The organism is Ilumatobacter sp., assembly GCF_046290335.1.
Lineage (GTDB): Bacteria > Actinomycetota > Acidimicrobiia > Acidimicrobiales > Ilumatobacteraceae > Ilumatobacter_A.
The window spans coordinates 106,489-127,299 of sequence record NZ_JBKAGH010000002.1; the positions used below are offsets into that span (position 1 = coordinate 106,489).

Below are 20,811 nucleotides of genomic sequence, written 5' to 3' on the forward strand. Positions count from 1 at the left end.
ACCAGTATCGCTCAGACCGTGCTGAGATGGAGGTTGGCAACCACTTCTTTCGCGGTCGACGCTCGGTTGAGCGTGTAGAGATGCAAGCCAGGCGCCCCGGCCTCGAGCAGATCGTTGCCGAGTTGCGTGGCCACCTCGATGCCGAGACGGCGGACGTGCTCGGGATCCTCGACTCGATCGAGCCGCTCGATCAGCCAGGCCGGCAGCTCCGCCCCCGACATCTGGGCCATACGACCGATCTGCGCCTTGTTGGTGACCGGCATGATGCCGGGCAGGATCGGCTTGTCGATGCCCAGCGCCGACAACTCGTCGACGAGGCGCAGATAGTGCTCGACGTCGAAGAAGAACTGCGTGATCGCGAAGTCGGCGAGGCGGAGCTTGGCAGCGAGATGGCGGCGGTCGTCGTCACGACTCGGGCTGCGCGGGTGGACCTCGGGGTGGGCGGCGACGCCGATCGAGAAGCTCGACGAGGCGGCGACGTCGTGGATCAAATCGAGCGCGTAGTGATAGTCGCTCTTGCCGATGGTGCCGTCGAGCGGCGCATCGCCGCCGAGCGCCAGCAGGTTCTTGACGCCCCGCCGCCGATAGTCGACGAGCAACCTGGCGACCTCGTCGCGCGTGTGCCCCTGGCAGGTGAGGTGCGGCATCGCCTCGATCGACGTCTCCGAACGCATCCAGCCGACGACATCCGCGGTGCGCTGGCGGTCGGAGCCGCCCGCGCCGTAGGTGATCGACACGAAATCGGGGCTGAGCGCTTCGAGTTCGCCGACAGCCTTGCCGAGCGAGAGACGCGCCGAATCGGTCTTGGGTGGGAAGAACTCGAACGACAGCGTCCGCTTCGTCTTGAGCAACTCACCGATTCGCATGCGTCGAAGATACGGCACAGAACGACCGAACGCAGCGGTCAGCCGCGCACCGTGGCGTTGGACGCGGCGTTCGACCGTCGCGTTCGACCGTCGTACTCAGTGGCGGAAGTGCCGTTGCGACGTGAAGACCATCGCGATGCCGTGCTCGTTCGCTGCGGCGATCACTTCGTCGTCGCGCACCGACCCGCCGGGTTGGATGACGGCTGAGATCCCGGCGGCTGCGGCCGCGTCGAGGCCGTCACGGAACGGGAAGAACGCATCGCTCGCGCAGGCGCCTCCGACCGCTCGGCCCGCGCTGCGCTCGGCCGCGATCCGTGCCGAGTCGAGCCGGTTCTGCTGACCGGCACCGATCCCGAACGCCTGCAGATCCTTCGCGTAGACGATGGCGTTGCTGCTGACGGCCGCGCACACCTGCCAGGCGAACTCGAGGTCCGCCCACTGTGCGTCGGTCGGCTGCACCTCGGTCACGACGCGCCAGGTGTCGCTCCGGCCCTCGATCAGATCGGGGTGTTGGACGAGCAGACCGCCATCGACCGGCCGCATGTCGAACGGCAACGGCGACGGCGCGTTGGCGCTCATCACGCGCAGGTTCTTCTTGGCCGTGAGGATCTCGAGAGCGTCGTCGTCGAAGCCCGGCGCGATGACGACCTCGGTGAACACGTTCGCGAGCGGGTCGGCCATCTCCTTGGTCACGGTGCGGTTGGCGGCCACGATGCCGCCGAAGGCACTGACCGGATCGCAGGCGTTCGCGGCGACGTACGCGGCGGCGATCTCGTCGGCGACGGCGACCCCGCACGGGTTGGCGTGCTTGACCACGACGACCGCCGGGTCGTCGAAGCGATGGACGAGTCGCCACGCCGCCTCGGTGTCGAAGACGTTGAGGTAGCTCAGCTCCTTGCCGCCGTGCTGCGTCATCGAATCCCACCAACTCGTCGCCCCGATCTGGCGGTAGCGGGCGCCGTCTTGATGTGGGTTCTCGCCGTAGCGAAGCGACTGCACGAGATCGAGCGAGAGGTGGATCGACGACGGCAGCGGCGGATGCCCGGCCCCCGGCTCGCCAGCGGCGATCGGAGTCACCTCCGGGTCGGTCTCGTCGAACCACGTGACGATCGCTGCGTCGTAGGACGCCGTGTGCGCGAACGCCGCCCGAGCGAGTCGACGGCGCGTCGCAGCGCCGAGCGCGCCGTCGCTGCGCAACTCGTCGACGACGGCGTCGTAGTCGACAGGGTCGACAACGACGCCGACGAAGGCGTGGTTCTTCGCGGCGGCTCGGACCATCGCCGGGCCACCGATGTCGATCAGTTCGATGCCCGGCGACGCTGAGAACGGATAGAGGTTCCCGACGACGAGATCGATCGACGAGATGTCGTAGGCCGCCATGTCGGCTCGATGCTCGGCATCGGTCGGGTCCGCGAGGATTCCGCCGTGCACCTTCGGGTGCAGCGTGACCACTCGATGGCCGAGAATCGCGGGAACTCCGGTCCATTCGACGACGTCGGTGACGTCGAGACCTGCGTCCGCGATCGCCTTGGCGGTGCCGCCCGACGACACGAGCGACCAGCCGAGTTCGGTGAGCGATCGGGCCAGGTCGGCGATCCCGGTCTTGTCGTACACGGAGAGCAGAGCGGTAGGCACCCGACCGACGCTAGCGAGTCCGGCGACGTCGCTCGCGATGCACTCCAGGCGCCGCGCATCGAACCAGCTCTGGGCGTCATCCAACCGCAACACTGACGAGAATTCGCGCGCTCGGGTAACGCGCATCGTCTACGGTCGACACCGTCGCAATGACGAAAGCAGCCTCAGGAGGGCACCCATGGACTTCAGTAAATTCAAGACATCCGATTGGCTCATGGTCGGGGGTGGCGTCGCGATGCTCATCCTCGGTTTCCTGCTGCCCTGGTCGACCGTCAGCGCATTCGGCGCGTCGAGCTCCGGAGACAGCCCATTCAACTACTTCTTCACCGGCGGCATCGCCTGGTTGCTCGTCGTCGCCGTCGGCGTGCTCGCACTGCTCAAGGCCATCGGCAAGCTTCCGGAGACCCAGCCGTGGGGCCTGATCTTCCTCGGCGGCGCCGGCCTCGCCACGCTGCTGATGTTGCTGCGCGTCATCCTCGGCGGCCGAGATCTCGGGTTCGGCGTCGAAGCCGATCGCGGCATCGGCATGTACGGCGGTCTCGTCTGGGCCGCCGTTGCGCTCGCCGGAGCGTTCATGAACTTCCAGGCTGGTGGCGGACAGCTGTCCGACCTGACCGACATGGACAAGCTCAAGGACGCCTTCGACGGCGACGACTCGACGCCGCCTCCCCCGCCGCCTCCCGCACAGTAGAGCACTCTGCGACAGGCGTGAGCGCCGACCCGCCGCTGACGCGATTCGGTCGCTCACGTGCTCTCGATCAGCACTCCAGAAAAGCACAACGGCCCGGCTGATGCATCAGCCGGGCCGTTTGCGGTCGCGGCGTGACGGTTGAGTCGCTCACGTCGCGCCGATGTCGATCAGAGCGTGGCGACGATGTCGGCCATCAACTCGCCGGCTTCGGTCGGGTTCAGCCCGACCTTGACGCCAGCGGCAGCGAGCGCATCCATCTTGCCCTGCGCGGTTCCCTTGCCGCCCGACACGATGGCGCCGGCATGGCCCATCTTCTTGCCGGCCGGTGCGGTCACCCCGGCGATGTAGGCGCTCATCGGCTTGGAGACGTTGGCACGGATGAACTCCGCAGCCTCCTCCTCCGCTGAGCCACCGATCTCGCCGATCATCATGATCGCGTGGGTCTCCGGGTCGGCCTCGAACTCGGCCAGGCAGTCGATGAAGTTGGTGCCCGGCACCGGGTCGCCGCCGATGCCGACACACGTCGACACGCCGATCCCCTTCTGCTTCAACTCGTACAGCGCCTGATAGGTGAGCGTGCCCGAACGCGACACGATGCCCACGTTGGGGCCGTCAGCCGTCGGTGCCGGAGCGATCTCGCCGGCGGTGATGCCGATGTTGCACTTGCCCGGGCTGATGATGCCCGGACAGTTCGGGCCGAGCAGCCGCGTGTTCGGAAACTCGCGGATCAGGCGGTTGTAGGTGAGCGCCTCATCCTGAGCCGGGATGCCCTCGGTGATGCACACGACGAACCCGATGCCCGCTTCGGCGGCCTCCAGGATCGCTGCCGGAGCGAACTTCGGCGGCACGGCGGCGAACGACGCGTTCGCGCCGGTTGCCGCGACCGCGTCGGCGACCGAGTCGAAGATCGGGATGCCGTCGACATCCTGGCCGCCCTTGCCGGGGGTCACGCCGCCGACGATCTGGGTGCCGTAGTCGCGGTTACGTAGGCCGTGGTACTTGCCCTGCCCGCCGGTGAGTCCCTGAACGAGGACCTTGGTGGTTTCGTTGACGAAAATTGCCATCTGAATCGATTCTCTCTCTACGTTCGTTCTGCGTGCGTCGGTGGTGCGGTCGGGTCAGCCGTTCGCCAGCGCGACGACGGTGTTGGCGGCGGCGAGCATGGTCGACTCGGAGCGCAGTTTCGATTCCGGAATGCCCGCATCGAGCAGGATCTGTCGTCCCTCTTCGGCGTTGGTGCCGTCGAGGCGGATGACGATCGGCGCCTTGAGGTCGACGCGGCCCATCGCTTCGACGATGCCCTTGGCGACCTCTTCGCCGCGGGTGATGCCACCGAAGATGTTGATGAAGATCGACTTGACGTTGTCGTCGAAGTTGATCACTTCGAGTGCACCCGCCATCACGTCGGCGTTGGCGCCGCCGCCGATGTCGAGGAAGTTGGCGGCCGACCCGCCGACCTGGTTGACCACGTCGAGCGTCGACATGGCGAGGCCGGCGCCGTTGGCGATGATGCCGACGGTGCCGTCGAGGCCGATGTACTGGAGATCCTTCTCCGCCGCCATCTTCTCGCGTTCGTCCATCTCGGTGAGCCCCTTGAAGGCTTCCCACTCGGGATGGCGGAACTCGGCATTGCCGTCGAGCGTGACCTTGGCGTCGAGGGCGTGCACTTCACCGGTCGGCTTGAGGATGAGCGGGTTGATCTCTGCGAGATCGCAGTCGCCCTCGGTGTAGCAGCGGTACAGCTTGACGATGATGTCGGTCGCGCCGTCGAGGGCACGCTCCGGCAACTTCGCGTCGACGCACGCCTGGCGAGCCGTCGCCGCGTCGAGGCCGTCGACCGGATCGATGTGCAGCTTCACGATCGCATCGGGGTTCTCCTCCGCGACCGTCTCGATCTCGACGCCCCCCTCGGCCGACAGCATCATCAGATGCTTCTTCGCCGCACGGTCGAGCGTGAAGCTGACGTAGTACTCCTCGTCGATGTCGGAGGCCCGCTCGACCCAGAGTCGACGCACGACGTGGCCCTTGATGTCCATCCCGAGGATGTTGCCAGCATGCTCGCGAACGGCCGCTTCGTCGTCGGCCAACTGGATGCCGCCGGCCTTGCCGCGGCCACCGACCTGCACCTGCGCCTTGACGACGACGGGATACCCGGCCGCGTTCGCCGCGGCGACGGCCTCGTCGACGGTGTCGGCCGGCCCGCCTGGGCTCACGGGAATGTCGTAGCGGGCAAAGTACTGCTTGCCCTGGTATTCGAAGAGATCCACGTCAGGTCACTGCTTTCTGCCGGGAACGCCGGCGTGTCGGAACGGCGCTCGGCGCGCGCCGAGGGTCGGGCTGAGGTTAGGCGCGCAGGCCCACGAGACCCCAACCCGCCGAAGCGTGAGCGAGATGGGTCAGGCGTTCTCGCGCGCGTCGAGCGTGGCTTCGAGCCACTCGCCGATCTCACGCAGCGAGGAGCCCGGGCCGAACACCTCGGCGACGCCTTGCTCTTTGAGGATGCGCACGTCATTGTCGGGGATGACCCCACCGCCGAACACCATCACGTCGTCGAGGTCTCGTTTGCGCAGTTCCTCCATCACCCGCGGGAACAACGTGAGGTGTGCGCCGGACAGCAACGAGAGGCCGACGCCGTCGGCGTCTTCTTGCAGCACGGTCTCGGCGATCTGCTCGGGGGTCTGGTGCAGCCCCGTGTAGATGACCTCGAAACCGTGATCCCGCAGCGCACGCGTGATGGTCTTGGCTCCGCGATCGTGCCCGTCGAGACCGGGCTTTGCGACGACGATGCGATAGGGGCGCTCCACGAGCGCCAACCCTACGCAACGGAGCGACGCCGACTCCAACTCCGTGCTGCCCGACGCCGTATCCGACACTACGCCGGGTGCTGTGCTGGCAGCGATGCGCGAGCGGCCGAGAATGTCGCCAGACTGGCGTCGTGGTCCAACGACGAGATTCCGGCCCGCGTCTTCGAACGCCCTTCGCTCGAGCGGTGGTCCCCGTCGCGGCGGGACTCGCGTTCTTCGTCGTGCTCGGGCTCTTCACGTGGGGCATCGCCGCGTACCTGGCGTCCGGCGACAACGAGCCGTCGGACCGACTGGCGCCGTCTCGCCTCGATCTCGGTTCGGTGACCGGTCGGGCGAGCAACGTCGCCGAAGACGGACCCTTGCTGTTCCCCGAGTTGTCGACGATCAGCGGCGAGCGCTCCCTCGTCGTCGATCACGAGGGCGATGACCCGACGACCGGCTGGCGGTTGTACTACGCGTTCCCTCCGGACCGACCGGACTGCCCGGTCACCCAAGTTCGTGGCACCGCGACGTTCATCGACTGCGACGGCAACGAACTCGACGTGACCGAGCTGTCACCGCCGACCGAGGACGTGCGCCCGGTCGTGCAAGATCGACGCCTGCTCTACCTCGATCTCAGCGCCTTCAGCCAGAACTGACCCAAGGTCGAGCGAGACGAGCGACAGAGTGGGTCAGACCCACTCTGTCGTCTTGGCAGGCGTCAGGCGGCCGACATCGAGTCGACGAGCCGGGACGCGAAGATCTCGCTGTGCTCGTCGAGCTTGCTGCGGCTCATCGCCAGACCCCCGACCACGTACGCCCCGGTGTCACCCACGGCCATGGTCAGACGATCGAGTGCTTTTCCGGGATGCAGCGCAAACGTGCAGAAGGCGGCCGCCTTCTTGCCACGCATCGCCGGCAGGTTGGCGATGTTGTTGATCGCCCACGGCGCTTGACCGAACACGAACGCGCCGTGCACCCAGGTGCCGACGAGAATCAGGTCGGCCGCCTGGATCGCGGCGAGGTCGGGCTGCTTCACCTTCGACAGACCGGTGATGGTCCACCGCTCCTGCTGCAAGAGGTCAGCGGTCTGCTCGGCCGCCTTCCACGTGTTGCCCGTCAAACTCTCGACCAGAATCGCTGCCTTCACGTCGCACAGTCTGCCACGTCGCGTCACCCCAACCGCATGTCGTCGCCGCTCCCGCGATTGCAACCGGAAGTTCCTACCAGCGGCTGACGACGAGCGCCCGGCGATCGACGACTGGTTCGGCCTCAGCGGATCGAGGCGACGCCGCGTAGGGTGCCCAGCAATGTCGAGCACTCTGCAGGAGGATCAGCCGATCGCGTGGAGCGTCCTGGGACCGGACACGGTACGGATCGGCGGCGTACCCGTCGACTTGCGCGCCCGCCCCCGCCTCGTGCTGATTCGCCTCTTGCTCGAGCCGAATCGGACGGTGACCACGTCGACGCTGGCGGACTTCATCTGGGACGACGACCAACCGAAGAACGCCGCGAACTCGATCGCTCGATTCATCGCAGATCTACGGGCGGCGCTCGGCGTCCACCGAGGACGAATCACGACGGCACACGCCGGCTATCGGATCCATGTCGACGACGGTGAACTCGATGTCGACGTCGTGCGCGACATCCTCGAACTCGCGTATCGCAGCGGCGACATCGACGACGAGACCGACGACGACATCGACGACGAGACCGACCCGCTCGACGACCGGCTCGCGGTCGGTCTCGCCATCGCCGAAGTGGGCCCGAATCCCCATCTCGCCGACGTGCGCACCGCTCGTCCCCAGACGACGGTGCACGACGAACTCCGCTCCGCCGTGGTCCACGCTGTCAGCGACCATTGGATCCGCGCTGGCCGGTACGACGAACTCACCTCCGTGCTCGAATCGGTCCTGTCGGAACGTCCGCTCGACGAACGGCTGTGGGCGGCGCTCATGACAGCACTGCACCGAACGGGCCGTTCGGCCGACGCATTGCGCGCTGGTCGCCGCGCTCGACGCTCCCACCGCGAAGCCGGGCTCGACGTCGGCGAGCGGATCTCCGACCTCGAGTCCGAGATCTTGGGAGTGCTCGACACCGGGGCGCAGCTCACTGCCAACGGGGATGCCGCGCACGATGGCATCCCAGCGGCGAGGAATCGACTCATCGGACGCGCCGACGTCCTCGCCGACCTCGATCGGCTGTTGGAGACGAACCGCGTCGTCTCGATCATCGGGCTCGGTGGCGTCGGCAAGACCCGCGTCGCTCTGCAGGTGGCTCGGACCATCGAGACGTCGGGACACGACGTCCACCGCGTCGGCCTGCAGAGCATCACCGATCCGACGCTCGTCGCATCGGCCGTCGCGACGACCATCGGGGTCCCGTCGTCGGTCGCTCGCATCGACGCAGCGGCCCTGGCCCGATCGGTTCGTGCTCAGACCTTCCTCCTCGTCCTCGACAACTGCGAGCATCTGCTCGAAGCGTGCCGCGAACTCGTCGATGCGATCGTCGCGGCCGCGCCCGGCGCGACGATTCTCACGACGAGTCGGTTGCCGCTCGACTGCGCCCACGAACACGTGGCCCGACTCGCGACCCTGGCGTCGTCCGATGACCCGACGATCACCACGCCGGCGGCGGCGCTGTTCATCGACCGGGCGAGCCCGCACCTCACCGCCCGACCCACCGCCGACGATCTCGCCGACATGGCGGCGATCGCCCGGCTGCTCGGGGGACACCCGCTGGCGATCGAACTCGCTGCGGCCCAACTCGGCGACGTCACACTTCCCGGGCTCCTGCAGCGCTTGACCGGTGTCGCGGCGTTCGCGTCCAACACGACCACCCAGGGTCGACGATCCGACGACGCGATGCACACGCTCGAAACGCTGATGTTCTGGTCGTGGGATCGACTGAGCCCGCACCAGCAGGAATTGCTGGCGCGCTTGTCGACATTTCGTGGCGGATGCACGATCGATGCCGCTGAGACGGTCTGCGAGAGCGACCGGCCCCTTGCAGCCGACCTGGCCGTTCTGGTCGGGCACGGCCTCGTCACGATGACAGGATCCGGCCCTGGCGCCCGCTACACGATGCCTGAGCCCGTCCATGGATTCGCGCACGACCGGCTCGCGGAGCGCAGCGCCGTGGAGGCGTTCGAGGATCGACTCGTTCGATGGATGATCGACTACACCGAACGCTGGCCGATCGCCGACACCCACGTCTGGGCCGACGCCAGCGCCGGGCTCCTGCTCGAACGCCACAATCTGGCCGTCGCGTTGCGCCGACTCGACGAGAGCGGACGCACCGAGCAACTGGCGTGGTTGGCGGTGCGAGCGACCGGCATGTGGATCAACCACGGATTCGCGCAGGAAGTCGTGCGGTGGTTGCGCCCGCTGGTCGACGACACCGACGTGTCTCGATCAGCGCGCAGCGCAGCCGCCGCGATGCTCTTGTCTGCGTCACACGCACTCGGCTTGCTCGACGACCTGACCGACCTCGCGATGCAGTCGATCGAGCTCGCCGACGACCGACCGCACGACTGGATCCCCGCCGTTGCGTCGTTCATGGGCATGTGGAGCGCGCTGTCGCCGGCCCCACTGACCGCGGCCGAGTTCAACGCGATCGCCCAATCGGTTGCAGAACGATCGGCGTCGCGCGAGGCCAATCTCGCGATCTGCGCGCTGTACCCCGCCCACCTCGAGTTCAACCTCCGACGCTACGAGTCGGCCGCGGCACGCTTCGGCGAGGCGCTCGGTCGAGCCGAGCGGCCCGGTCGACTGCGTCTGGTCGCAGAGTCCGGTCACGGACTCGCACTCCTCATGGCGGGCCGGATCGACGAAGCGCGAGACGCAACCGACGCCTGGGTCAGCCGCGCCAGCACCGACGAGTGGCACTACATCGTCGACCTGTACCGGGCGATCATCCGGGCTGACACCGGCGACGCTGCAAGCGCCACCGGCGAACTGGCGACGTGCATGCGCGGGCTGCGGCCCGCCGCCGTCTGGGGTCGAGCCGACGAGATCCGAGCCACGTTCGGTCTGCTTGCCTCCAGTCGCGGCGAATCGAGCCTGGCCGAAGAACTCCTCGGCGCGGTCGTCGTGCGCGACGTGCTGTTGCTGGGCGTGATCGCCGAACGGCTGTCGGCACAACGCGGCACCACCGACGACGCCGGTTGGTTCGGCGTGCTCCAGGATTTCTGGACGCGAGTCCTTCCGGAGGACGATGCCGCCGCCCTGCCCGCTCATCACGCCCTCGACTACTGGACGTCCGGAGCGCACCAGGCTTCATGACCGTCGTGAGGAACGGGCCCAGGCCACGTTCCACCAGTCACCGGGTCAGACCTTCTTGAGCGGAGCCCACGCGAGCGACAGGTGCTTGAGGCCGACCCCGCGGAAGTTGATGACCGCCTCGGCTTTCTCGCCTTCGCCGTCGACCGCGATGATCGTGCCCGAGCCGAATGCCGGGTGCTCGACCGTGTCGCCCACGCTGAGTCCGAGCTCTTGGCTGTTCGACGGCTCCACGGCCCTCCGGCCGGCGCGAAGTGCGGCGTCGACCACCCGCTCCTTGTGCCGCTCCTGCTCGGCTGCGGAGTCGTGCGCTGCGTCGCCGTTGATGTCGGCGTTGATGTCGATCCCGCCCATCTCGTCGTCGGGGCGCGCCCGCTTGTACGCCGGCACGTTGTACCCCGAGTCGTACCCGGCGCTGTATCCCGAGTCACGACTGCGATAGCTCTGACGGCCGTACGACGAGCGCCCCGAGACGTTGCCGGTCGACTCGATCAGTTCGCCGGGAATCTCGTCGAAGAAGCGCGACGGCGGGTTGTACTGCGTCGATCCGAACAACTGGCGACTCCATGCGTGCGACATGTAGAGGCGACGCATCGCCCGGGTGATGCCGACGTACGCGAGCCGTCGTTCCTCTTCCATCTCGGCCGGCTCGGTGAGCGATCGGATGTGCGGGAACACTCCTTCTTCGACACCGACCAGGAACACCGTCGGGAACTCGAGACCCTTCGCGGAGTGCAAGGTCATCAGCACGACCTGATCGTCGTCGTCGAGTTGATCGGTGTCGGCGACGAGGGCGACCTGCTCCATGAACTCGTCGATCACCGTGAATTCTCGCGCCGAGCCGACGAGCTCACCGAGGTTCTCGATGCGCGTGTGCGCCTCGATCGTGTCTTCGGCCTCCAACTCGGCCAAGTATCCCGAGCCTTCCAGTGCGGCCTGCAGGACGTCGCCCGGGCCGAGATCGTCGTCGTCGGCGACGAGCGCGAGATGGTCGAGCAATTCGACGAACGATGCGATCCCTCGCACGGCCTTGCCGGTGATGCCGGCCTCGTCGCTGCGCCGGAGCGCGTCGACGAACGCGACTCCTTCGGTTGCGGCGAACGCGTCGAGCTTGTCGACACTGGCGTCACCGACGCCGCGTTTGGGCACGTTGAGCACCCGCTTCACCGAGACCTCGTCAGCAGGGTTGACGACCGCTCGTAGGTACGCCATCGCGTCCTTCACCTCGCGGCGGTCGTAGAAGCGTGTGCCGCCGACGACCTTGTAGGGCACGCCGACGCGCATGAAGGCCTCTTCCATCACACGGCTCTGCGCGTTGGTGCGATACAGCACCGCGATGTCACGCCAGTCGGCGCCGTCGTCGAGATGGAGTTGCTGCGCCGTCGTGGCGACGAAGGTGGCCTCGTCGCCTTCGTCTTCGGCGTGATGGCGAACGATCCGATCACCGGCGCCGGCGTCGGTCCACAGCGACTTCGGTTTGCGCTCCTGGTTGTGATCGATGACGGCGTTGGCCGCGTCGAGGATCGTCTGCGTGCTCCGATAGTTCTGATCGAGCACGACGGTCGTGACGTCGGGGAACGCGTCCTCGAACTGCATGATGTTGCGAAAGTCGGCCCCGCGGAACTTGTACACCGACTGATCGGTGTCACCGACGACGCACACGTTCTGATGGCCACCGGCGAGCAGCAGCACGATCTCGTTCTGCGCCTGGTTCGTGTCTTGGAACTCGTCGACGAGGATGTGCGCAAATCGTTCCCGATAGTGCTCGAGGATGTTGCCGTGCTCGTTGAACAGGCGCACCACGTTGGTGAGCAGGTCGTCGAAGTCCATCGCTCCGGCCTTGAGCAGTCGAGCCTGGTATTCGGCGTAGACCTCCGCGTGCTTGCGATCGAAGATGTTGGCCGCTTCGGCCGCCATCGTCTCCGGGCTCACCAGTTCGTTCTTCTTCAGGGAGATGATCGCGTGCACGCCGCGCGGGGTGAACCGCTTCGAATCGAGGCCGAGGTCGCGGATCACGTACGACGTCAAACGGTTCGCATCGGCGGCGTCATAGATGGAGAACTGGCGCGGATAGCCGATCGCTTCGGCGTTGGCGCGAAGGATGCGGACGCACGCCGAGTGAAACGTCGAGACCCACATCGTCTTGACCACCGGCCCGACCAACTCGCGCACTCGGTCGCGCATCTCCGACGCTGCCTTGTTCGTGAACGTGATCGCCAGGATCTTGGACGGGTGCACGCCCTGATGAATCAAGTGCGCGATGCGATGCGTCAGGACCCTCGTCTTGCCCGAACCCGCCCCGGCCACGACGAGCAACGGCCCGGACTCGTGTACGACGGCGTCGAGTTGATCGGGATTGAGCCCCTGCGCGAAAGGCGACGGCCCCGCGCCGCCCGGAACCTGGCGATCCCCGAACGGACCATCAGCCGGATGCTCACCGGGATGATCATCACCGTGATCGTCGCTGGCGGGTGGAGGCTCGATACCGACCTCCGCCGGGTGCGGCACGTCGGCGAACAACTGCTCATCACTCATGTGAGCCCCACTCTAGAGATCCGGTGTCACGACCCGTCCGCTGTCTGGCTTCCGGCTCGCTTCGGGCTCGCGAAAACCCCACTGCGCCAGCGCGTCGCTGGCCGCTACGTTTCCGGAATGCCCGCCGCCCACGCTCCCTCTCCTCGCACGACCGTTCGGCGCGGTGCGGCGCGCGCCGCCTACGACGCCGACACGGTTCGTTCGGTGCTGTCGGCCGGCGTGATCGCGCACGTCGGGGTGACGACCGACGACGGGCCGATCGTGTTGCCGATGGCCTATGGCGTCCGCGACGGCGCCGCCGGCGCCGAGGTGCTGATCCACGGGGCGCTCGCCAACGCGATGATGCGCGTCGGTGAGTCACTCGACGTCTGTCTCACCGTCACGATCGTCGACGGCCTGGTCGTCGCACGGACGCCGTTCCACAACTCGATGAACTACCGCAGCGTCGTCGTCCGCGGCATGGCCAGTGCGATCCGCGAACCGGATGCGAAACTCGCCGCGCTGCGGGTGATCAACGACCACGTGACGCCGACCTGGGCCGACGCCCGCCCCCCGAGCAACAGCGATCTACGAGCGACGCTCGTCCTCTCGATTCCGCTCGCGGAATCGTCGGCGAAGGTCCGCTCCGGCGACCCCATCGACGAAGACATCGACCTGGACGGACCGCACTGGGCCGGTGTCGTCCCGTTGGAGACCCGATGGGGTCGGCCCGACGCAGCCCGCGACCTGCGCGGGAACCCGCCGGTGCCACCCGGGGTCGCGGCCCTCGCCGGAACCGACGCGCACCCGTCGCGCTGAGCGGCTCAGCCGTCCTGCAACTCGGCCAACTCCAGCCAACGAGCTTCGAGCTCGTCGAGTTCGCCTTGCGCCACGGCCAACGCCTCACCTCGCTGCGCGAGCACCACGTGATCGGCGGTCGATGCCAACTCGGCATGCAGGTCGTCGACACGCTTCTGCGCTTTCACCATCGCCTGCTCGGTCTCACGGAGGCGTCGACCGATCGTCGACGGGCTCGGGCCGGACGATGCCTGCTTCTGCTTGCCGCGCGAACCCGCCGCGACGCCCCCACCTGAAGCACCTGCCCCGGCCGAACTCGACGTCGCTGCATCCGCCACCTTCGTCGTGCGCACCGGCGAGGCGGATCGACGGGTCGATCGTTCCTCGAGCCAACCCGTGACGCCGCCCGGCACCCGGCGCATCGTCCCGCCGGGCTCGATGGCCAGCACGTGATCGGCCACACGATCGAGGAACGCACGATCGTGACTCGCCAAGACCACCGCACCGGGCCAGTCGTCGAGAAACTCCTCCAGCGACCGCAGCGTGTCCAGATCGAGATCGTTGGTCGGCTCGTCGAGGATCAGGAGATTCGGTTTGCGCGCCAAGACCATCACCAGTTGCAGACGGCGCTTCTCCCCGCCCGAGAGCATCCGTGTCGGCGCATACTGCGCCGTCGAATCGAACCAGAACCGCTCGAGCAACGCCTTGTCCTCGTGGTCGGGTTCACGTAGCGGCCCAGCGACCATCTGACGCACCGTGATGTCCGGGTCGAGCGATGCAGCATGCTGATCGGCGTAGCCGACGACCACCGTGCTGCCGACCTTCATTTGTCCGAGCGCGGGCGCACGACGCCCGGCGATGATGTCGAGCAGCGTCGTCTTTCCCGATCCGTTCGGGCCGACCACGGCCAGCCGCGCCCCCGGTTCGATCACCAGATCGACATCGCGAAACACGGTGACCGCATCGCTCCCATCGACGGCGAAGCGTTGACCGACGCCGACGAGTTCGACCACCTGATTGCCGAGTCGAGTCGAGCCAGCACCGAGTTCGAGATCGTTGCCTCGCACGCCGAGATCGCGTGGACCTCCCGAAACGATCTCGTTGGCGGAGCGAAGTCGAGCCTTGGGTTTCGTCGAACGAGCCGGAGCGCCACGGCGAAGCCAGGCCAACTCCTTGCGAGCGAGGATCTTGCGCGTCGACTCCTCTTTCGCCTCTCGATCGACACGCTCCGCTCGAGCGTCGAGATAGGTCGCATACGCGCTCGACCCTTTCGCTGCCTGGTGCACGAACGCCCGCCCAGCATCGAGCTCGACGACCTTGCTGGGACCGACCTGCGTCGTCAGCCGATCGAGCGCGTGGCGGTCGTGCGTCACGAGGACGAGTGCCGCAGACATCGACACCAGCCGCGCCTCGAGCCACTCGATCGCCTCGAGATCGAGATGGTTCGTGGGCTCGTCGAGCACGATCATGTCGTGCTCGGCCGCCGCGCCGACACCGTTCTCCGCGAGCATCTTCGCGAGCGCCACTCGCTTCGCCTGACCGCCCGACAACTGATCGGTGGGCCGGTCGAACAGTGGGAGCACCCCGAGCGACGTCGCGACCGCAGCAACTTCCCAACCGTCGCCCAAGTAGTCGGCGACGGTGCCCGGAGGCAGTAGAGGGTCCTGCTCCAGCATCGCGATCCGCACGCCGCGTCCGAAACGAACCTCGCCGGAATCGGGCCGCAGCGCTCCGGTGAGGATGCGCAGCAAGGTCGTCTTGCCCGACCCGTTGACACCGACGACGGCGACGCGATCACCGCGCGAGATGGTGACATCGAGTCCGTCGAAGAGCACCTTGTCGGGTTGCGCCAAACGGACCCCGGACGCGTCGACGCAGATCACGCTCCGATGCTAGGAGCGTGATCTGCGTGTGACGACGAGGGTGCTGATTCAGTCGGCGTTGCTCTGCTCGATGCGTTCCGTGACGCGCTCGGTGATCTCGGCGAGCTTCTCGGCGGCATCGTCGGCATCGAGGCGACCGGCCTCGACGGCAGCGTCGACCCGCTCGGTCGACTCGGCCACCAGGGCATCGACCAACTCCTGGGACGTCACGCCGTTCGCCTCGGCGATCTCGGCGAGCGTGGAACCGTCACGGAGCTGCTCGGCGATCTCACTGCGTTCGAGGCCGAGCAGTTCGGTCAGGACGCCGCTCCCGAGCATCCCGCCGCCGCGACCGGGTCGTCCCTCGCCCGGGCCGCCGTGGCCTCCCGAACCACCGTGGCCGCCCGGGCCACCGCGATCGGGCGCCTGCGCTGCGAGGTGGGCGGCGACGGCGTCGGCCTGGCTTGCGTCGATCGTGCCGTCGTCGACGAGGGTGTCCAGCGATTCGCGGATCCGCTCGGTCATCCGTGCCGTGCGGTCGACGTCTGTCGCTGCGTCGTCGGTCGTCTCGTCGGCTTGCGCGACCACGGCCGGCACGGCGAGGTCCGCCGCCGACGCCGCGTCGGGCGATGCCGCCGAGGTCATCCCCGGAATGCCGAGGGTGAGACCGACGGCAGCGCCGCCGATCAGGCCGGCCGACACGCCGAGGGCGAGGCTCGCCCGGCGGCCGAGGGGTGTGCGTCGGTTGCCGAGGGTGGGGCCTTGCGACGGATTGGTGATGTGCTGCTCGTTCATGATCTGCTCCAGGTTGCGAGTTGGTAGTTGGTGGAAGCGGTTGTGTTCCGCAGTCATCACGATCTCCGACTCGGGTGAGAGGGGAGCAGGACGCAGGTAAGAGCTCGGTCAGAGTTCGCTCGGCGCCGCGTCGGGCAGCGTGTCGGGCGACACATCGAGCGGCACGACCGCCAGCGGCAGGTCGAAGCCGATGATCGCTCCTCCGCCCTCCCGATTGGTCGCCGACACCTCACCGCCGTGCGCCGTCACCACGTCACGGACGATCGCCAGGCCGAGACCCGAGCCGGGCATCGACCGAGTCGCCTCGGTCCGGTGGAAGCGGTCGAAGATGCGACTGAGATCGTCGACGGGGATGCCCGGGCCGCGGTCCGCGACCCGCACGAACGCTCGACCCGCTGATCCGGCCGAGCCTGCAACGCCTGGATCCGTCCCGACGCTGACCTCGATCGGCTGGCCGCTGCCGTCGAACTTGCAGGAGTTCTCGAGCAGGTTCGCGATGGCGCGATCGATGCCCGCACGCGGCGCCGAGACGAAGACCAGCCCCGAGGCCTCGACGCGGATCTCGCGCTGGCGTCGATGGCCGACACGCTCAGCCACGCGCGTCGCGAGGTCGACGAGATCGAGATCCTCTGCCGGCTGTGCCGACAGCTCCCCCGACGCGACCGTCACCAGTTCGTTGACCAGGTCGGTCAGCTCGGTCACCTCGCCGTCGAGGTCGCTGACGATCCGGTCACGCATCGCGACGTCCATGTCGGGGTGGCGTCGCAGCACCGCCAGGTTCGTGCGCAAGCTCGTGAGCGGTGTGCGCAGCTCGTGGCCTGCGTCCTGCACCAGCCGTTCCTGCTCCGCGCGGGACCGCCCGAGTGCGCCGAGCATCGACGAGAACGCCCGCGCCAGTTGCCCGACTTCGTCGGTTCCGCGTTCGGCGCCCTTCGGCATCGGGACGTCGAGGCGGCCGGTGGCGCCGACCTCGTCCGCCGACGCGGCGAGCCGACGCAGTGGGCGGGCCACGCGATTGGCGATGAGCCAGCCCGCCAGCGCAGCGAAGATGGCCGATGCTGCGACCAGCCCGATCGTTCGGCGTCCGAGATCGCGCAGGACGGCGTCGGTTTCCGCCAGCGACCGACCCACTTGCACCGCACCGCCGACCGCGCTGAACGTGTGAAGCCGAAATCGTTCGTCCGTTGCCGCCTCGACCGTCGAGACGACGACCCCGCGTCGGTCGACGACGGACGCCACGACCCGACGATCGACAGCAACGTCCTCGTCGAACGTCGACGAGACCACGCGACCATCCCGATCGAGTCGACGGACCGCATAGAGGTCGAACGTGCCGCGGCGGGGCGGCAGCCGCTCGTTCGCCACGACGAGGATCTGCGCGGCTTGCGAGATCGACTGATCGATCTCGTCGATCAGTCGCTGCTCGGTCGATCGGTACGTGACGAGTCCGAGTGCGGCGGTCATCACCACGCCGACCGACGCCAACGCAATGGCGATCTTCCACCGCAGACTCACCGCAACCCTCCGATCCCCGACTCGGCGTATCGGTTTGTCTCTGAGCAAACCGGATACGCCGGGTCGGGGCGGATGGCGATCACGACGCCGCTCGCAGGGTGTAGCCGACGCCGCGAACGGTGTGGATGATCCGAGGCTCACCGTCAGCCTCGGTCTTGCGGCGCAGGTAGCCGATGTAGACGGCCAGATTCTTCGAGTCCGGCCCGAAGTCGTAGTTCCAGATCCGCTCGTAGATCAGCGTGTGATCGAGCACGATGCCGACGTTGACCGCCAAGAGTTCGAGCAGGTCGAACTCGGTTTTCGAGAGCTCGATCTCCCTGGCTCCCCGCACCGCCCGTCTCCCGCGCACGTCGAGGCGAAGGTCACCGATGACGATGTCGATGTGGTCGGCCTGGTCGGGCTGGTGATACGACGACCGACGTAGCAACGCCCGCAACCGCGCCAACAACTCGTCGAGGTCGTAGGGCTTGGGCAGGTAGTCGTCGGCGCCGGCATCGAGGCCAGCGACTCGGTCACTCGTCTCCGTGCGGGCGGTGAGCATCAGGATCGGCACCCGGTTGTCCTCGGAACGCACGACACGACACACGGTCAGCCCGTCGACGATCGGCATCGACACGTCGAGCAGCACGGCATCAGGGGTCAGGGCGGCGACCGCCTCGAGCGCTTCGGCTCCGTTCTTGACCGAGTGCACGATGTAGCCCTCGAGTTCGAGCGCTCGATGCAACGACTCGCGAACCGCGCGGTCATCCTCCGCGATCAGTACCGATCCCACACCGCTCATCTCAGCAGTCTTGCCCGCCGAGGTGAGAGTTCCGTGTGAATCCGCAACGCGCCCGTCGGAGGCACGCAGTGGCTGCTCACGGTTGGCCGGGCCAGCGAAGCACGGTGTGGGTCGACGCCCACAACGGCTCAGCCGACTCGAGGTACTCGGCGATCTCGTCGTCGCGGTCCTCGCTCAGACACAGCCGCCGGCGAAGCGTCGGAACTCGCGTCGCCGGATCTGCCGTCGCGCTCGCCAGCGGTGGGCGGGGCATCGACCAACGTTCGACCTCGATACCCAACTCGGCGAGGACTGCGACGAGATCGTCGTCGGTCGGGGAGGTCGGGCGATCCAGGTCCCAGAAGTGCTTCCACGCTGCGTTGAACGCGGTCTGCGGATGGCGGGTCGGCAGCACCATGACGACGGCGAGCCTCGCATGCGCTGTGAGCGCCATCAGGAAGGGCTCGATGTCGGCGACGTTGTACGCGACGTGATGGCACGTCACGACGTCGGCGACGGGCGTGTCGACGGCCACGTCCGGCCAGCGACCCTCGATCGTCATCGAACGTGCGCCGACGCTCGCCGCCGCCGACGTGAACTCGGCGAGCATCCTCGGGTCCGCGTCGACGCCGATGACGCGTTCGGCCGGAGGGACGAGCGACATCGCAGCTCGGCCCCCTCCGCAGCCGACATCGAGCACCGTTCCACTCGCCGCTGGAAGCACCTCGCGCGCCACACGCGCCGACTGCACCTCACGATCGAGCGTCTCGTCGACGACGAACGTGGCCGTTTCGTGACGCCACGGCGACTGCGGCGCCTGGTCGAGGATCGATGCTGGAATCGTCCACGCCGCGAGCGCATCCGACCAACGCTGGGCGGCTGCACTCACGGTGTGGATCGGGACACTCGGAATCGATCGATGCGGTTCGTCGTTCCCGTGCGGCTCAGGACGCCAGGATGCGGACCGGCAGTTCGCGGGGCCCGCGAATCTGACCGACCGACCATCGGGTGTCGCCGGCGAGTTCGAAGTTCGGGAACCGAGCGACGAACTCCTCGATCGCCACCTTCAACTCCAGGCGGGCCAGGTTCGAGCCGAGGCATCGGTGGATGCCGAGCCCGAATGCGGCGTGGCGGTTGGCTTCACGATCGATGATGAACGTGTCGGCATCCTCGAACTGCTTCGGGTCACGGTTCGCTGCAGGGAAGGGCAGCAACACCCAGTCGTCCTTCTTCATCGGACAACCGTGGAAGTCGTGATCCTTGGCGACCATTCGAGCCATCGTCACCGGCGCATAGGCGCGAAGGAACTCCTCGATCGCGAACGTCATCACCTCGGGATCGTCGACCAGGCGCTGACGATCCTCGGGATGTTGCGCGAGGTGCCACAGCGACGAACCGATCGCCGACCACGTCGTATCGATCCCGGCGATCAGCAGGAGGACGATCGAGCCACCGACGTGGTCGTCGCTCAGCTTGTTGCCGTCGAGTTCGACGTTGAGCAAGTAGTTCGTCAAGTCGTCGCGAGGGTTCTCACGGTGATCGGCGATCTGCTCACCGATGTACTTGCCGAGTTCGTCGAGTCCCGTACGTGTGCCGGGCTCCTGGTTGATGGTCTCGAGCGCGGCGTGAACGAACTCGCGGAAGAGGTCCTCGTCCTCCTCGGGGAACCCGAGCATGCGCCCGATGACGTTGACGGGAATGTGCTGTGCGTACTGGACGGCAGCGTCGACGATCGTCTCGCCGGGGGTGATCTCTCCCATCCGGTCGAGGAGGCGGCGGCACAGCACGCGCACCTCGTCCTCCCACGGTTCGATCTGCTTCGGCGCGAATGGCGGCAGCAGCAGGCGGCGAGCCACGCCGTGGAACGGTGGATCGCTGGAGATCGGAGGCACCGCCCCGATCGGCGCCGGCATCGCGAGATCGCCAGGGCGGCCGACCGCGACGACCACCGAGCGGCTGGTGAAGTGATCGGTGTCGTAGGCGACCTCGTGCACGGTGTCGTGCGTGATCGGCACCCACATGCCCCCGTAGCGATCGGAGTGCGCCACCGGGCATCCCGACTCGCGCAGCTCTTTCCACACCTGTGGGGCGTTCGGGTTGTAGCCCGGGTCGGCGTGATCGAAGTCGCCGGCGAAGTCGGTCACCGGCCCGTAGTCGTCGGGGTCGTACGGCACTCGCTGCCAGACGTCGGTGCCTTCGGGGGAGTCGCCGAAGATCGGCAGGCGTTCGCCGTAGCCGACGGCGTCACCCGACTCGTTTGCCGACGTCGGGTCGGCGGGATCGGTGGTCGCAGGGCTCGCAGTGTCGGTCAT

At 67.4% G+C, this 20,811-nt stretch carries 17 protein-coding genes; 4 read left to right on the top strand and 13 right to left on the bottom strand.

The features are described 5' to 3' along the window. Positions 1–11 precede the first annotated feature (11 nt). Together ACE37B_RS09030 and purH are read right to left on the bottom strand one after the other, a co-directional pair. Positions 12–866, bottom strand: coding sequence for a methylenetetrahydrofolate reductase (locus ACE37B_RS09030; RefSeq protein ID WP_409922994.1), 855 nt, complete (start codon positions 864–866; stop codon positions 12–14). A gap of 96 nt (positions 867–962) precedes the next feature. Continuing rightward, positions 963–2,501, bottom strand: coding sequence for a bifunctional phosphoribosylaminoimidazolecarboxamide formyltransferase/IMP cyclohydrolase (gene purH / locus ACE37B_RS09035; protein ID WP_409922995.1), 1,539 nt, complete (start codon positions 2,499–2,501; stop codon positions 963–965). A gap of 178 nt (positions 2,502–2,679) precedes the next feature. Here purH and ACE37B_RS09040 point away from each other — a divergent pair, with 178 nt between their 5' ends. After that, a complete protein-coding gene (locus tag ACE37B_RS09040) occupies positions 2,680–3,192 on the top strand; it encodes a hypothetical protein (RefSeq protein WP_409922996.1) in 513 nt (170 codons plus the stop codon). Positions 3,193–3,359: 167 nt separating this feature from the next. Here ACE37B_RS09040 and sucD read toward each other — a convergent pair whose 3' ends face one another. From sucD to ACE37B_RS09055, 3 genes are all read right to left on the bottom strand, one after another. Beyond that, complete coding sequence (gene sucD / locus ACE37B_RS09045; protein WP_409922997.1) at positions 3,360–4,256, bottom strand: succinate--CoA ligase subunit alpha; 897 nt, start codon at positions 4,254–4,256, stop codon at positions 3,360–3,362. 54 nt (positions 4,257–4,310) lie between these two features. Next, on the bottom strand, positions 4,311–5,459 hold the full coding sequence (sucC, locus tag ACE37B_RS09050) for an ADP-forming succinate--CoA ligase subunit beta (protein ID WP_409922998.1): 1,149 nt from the start codon (positions 5,457–5,459) through the stop codon (positions 4,311–4,313). A gap of 129 nt (positions 5,460–5,588) precedes the next feature. Next, a complete protein-coding gene (locus tag ACE37B_RS09055) occupies positions 5,589–5,996 on the bottom strand; it encodes a cobalamin B12-binding domain-containing protein (protein ID WP_409922999.1) in 408 nt (135 codons plus the stop codon). A gap of 131 nt (positions 5,997–6,127) precedes the next feature. Between ACE37B_RS09055 and ACE37B_RS09060 the strand changes: the two genes are divergently transcribed. Beyond that, positions 6,128–6,634: a hypothetical protein gene (locus ACE37B_RS09060; protein WP_409923000.1), complete on the top strand. Its 507-nt coding sequence runs from the start codon at positions 6,128–6,130 to the stop codon at positions 6,632–6,634. A gap of 62 nt (positions 6,635–6,696) precedes the next feature. Here the strand turns inward: ACE37B_RS09060 and ACE37B_RS09065 are convergent, their stop codons facing one another. Then, the gene (locus ACE37B_RS09065; protein ID WP_409923001.1) at positions 6,697–7,125 is read right to left on the bottom strand and encodes a flavodoxin family protein; all 429 of its coding nucleotides are present in this window, start codon (positions 7,123–7,125) and stop codon (positions 6,697–6,699) included. 160 nt (positions 7,126–7,285) lie between these two features. Here ACE37B_RS09065 and ACE37B_RS09070 point away from each other — a divergent pair, with 160 nt between their 5' ends. Then, positions 7,286–10,258, top strand: coding sequence for an AfsR/SARP family transcriptional regulator (locus tag ACE37B_RS09070; protein WP_409923002.1), 2,973 nt, complete (start codon positions 7,286–7,288; stop codon positions 10,256–10,258). A gap of 45 nt (positions 10,259–10,303) precedes the next feature. Here the strand turns inward: ACE37B_RS09070 and pcrA are convergent, their stop codons facing one another. Further along, a complete protein-coding gene (pcrA, locus tag ACE37B_RS09075) occupies positions 10,304–12,790 on the bottom strand; it encodes a DNA helicase PcrA (RefSeq protein WP_409923003.1) in 2,487 nt (828 codons plus the stop codon). A gap of 117 nt (positions 12,791–12,907) precedes the next feature. On the opposite strand from pcrA, the gene ACE37B_RS09080 reads away from it, so the two are divergent. Continuing rightward, positions 12,908–13,588, top strand: coding sequence for a pyridoxamine 5'-phosphate oxidase family protein (locus ACE37B_RS09080; RefSeq protein ID WP_409923004.1), 681 nt, complete (start codon positions 12,908–12,910; stop codon positions 13,586–13,588). A gap of 5 nt (positions 13,589–13,593) precedes the next feature. Here the strand turns inward: ACE37B_RS09080 and ACE37B_RS09085 are convergent, their stop codons facing one another. The 6 genes from ACE37B_RS09085 to ACE37B_RS09110 all read right to left on the bottom strand — a co-directional run bounded on the left by ACE37B_RS09085 (position 13,594) and on the right by ACE37B_RS09110 (position 20,811). Continuing rightward, positions 13,594–15,450 (bottom strand): ABC-F family ATP-binding cassette domain-containing protein, encoded by a 1,857-nt coding sequence (locus ACE37B_RS09085; protein ID WP_409923005.1) that lies wholly within the window; start codon positions 15,448–15,450, stop codon positions 13,594–13,596. A 48-nt stretch (positions 15,451–15,498) separates the two neighbouring features. Then, positions 15,499–16,281 (bottom strand): hypothetical protein, encoded by a 783-nt coding sequence (locus ACE37B_RS09090; protein ID WP_409923006.1) that lies wholly within the window; start codon positions 16,279–16,281, stop codon positions 15,499–15,501. Between the two features lie 51 nt (positions 16,282–16,332). Continuing rightward, a complete protein-coding gene (locus ACE37B_RS09095) occupies positions 16,333–17,739 on the bottom strand; it encodes an ATP-binding protein (RefSeq protein ID WP_409923007.1) in 1,407 nt (468 codons plus the stop codon). Between the two features lie 79 nt (positions 17,740–17,818). Beyond that, complete coding sequence (locus ACE37B_RS09100) at positions 17,819–18,520, bottom strand: response regulator transcription factor (RefSeq protein WP_409923008.1); 702 nt, start codon at positions 18,518–18,520, stop codon at positions 17,819–17,821. A gap of 76 nt (positions 18,521–18,596) precedes the next feature. Next, the gene (locus ACE37B_RS09105; protein ID WP_409923009.1) at positions 18,597–19,388 is read right to left on the bottom strand and encodes a class I SAM-dependent methyltransferase; all 792 of its coding nucleotides are present in this window, start codon (positions 19,386–19,388) and stop codon (positions 18,597–18,599) included. 55 nt (positions 19,389–19,443) lie between these two features. Further along, complete coding sequence (locus ACE37B_RS09110; RefSeq protein WP_409923010.1) at positions 19,444–20,811, bottom strand: cytochrome P450; 1,368 nt, start codon at positions 20,809–20,811, stop codon at positions 19,444–19,446.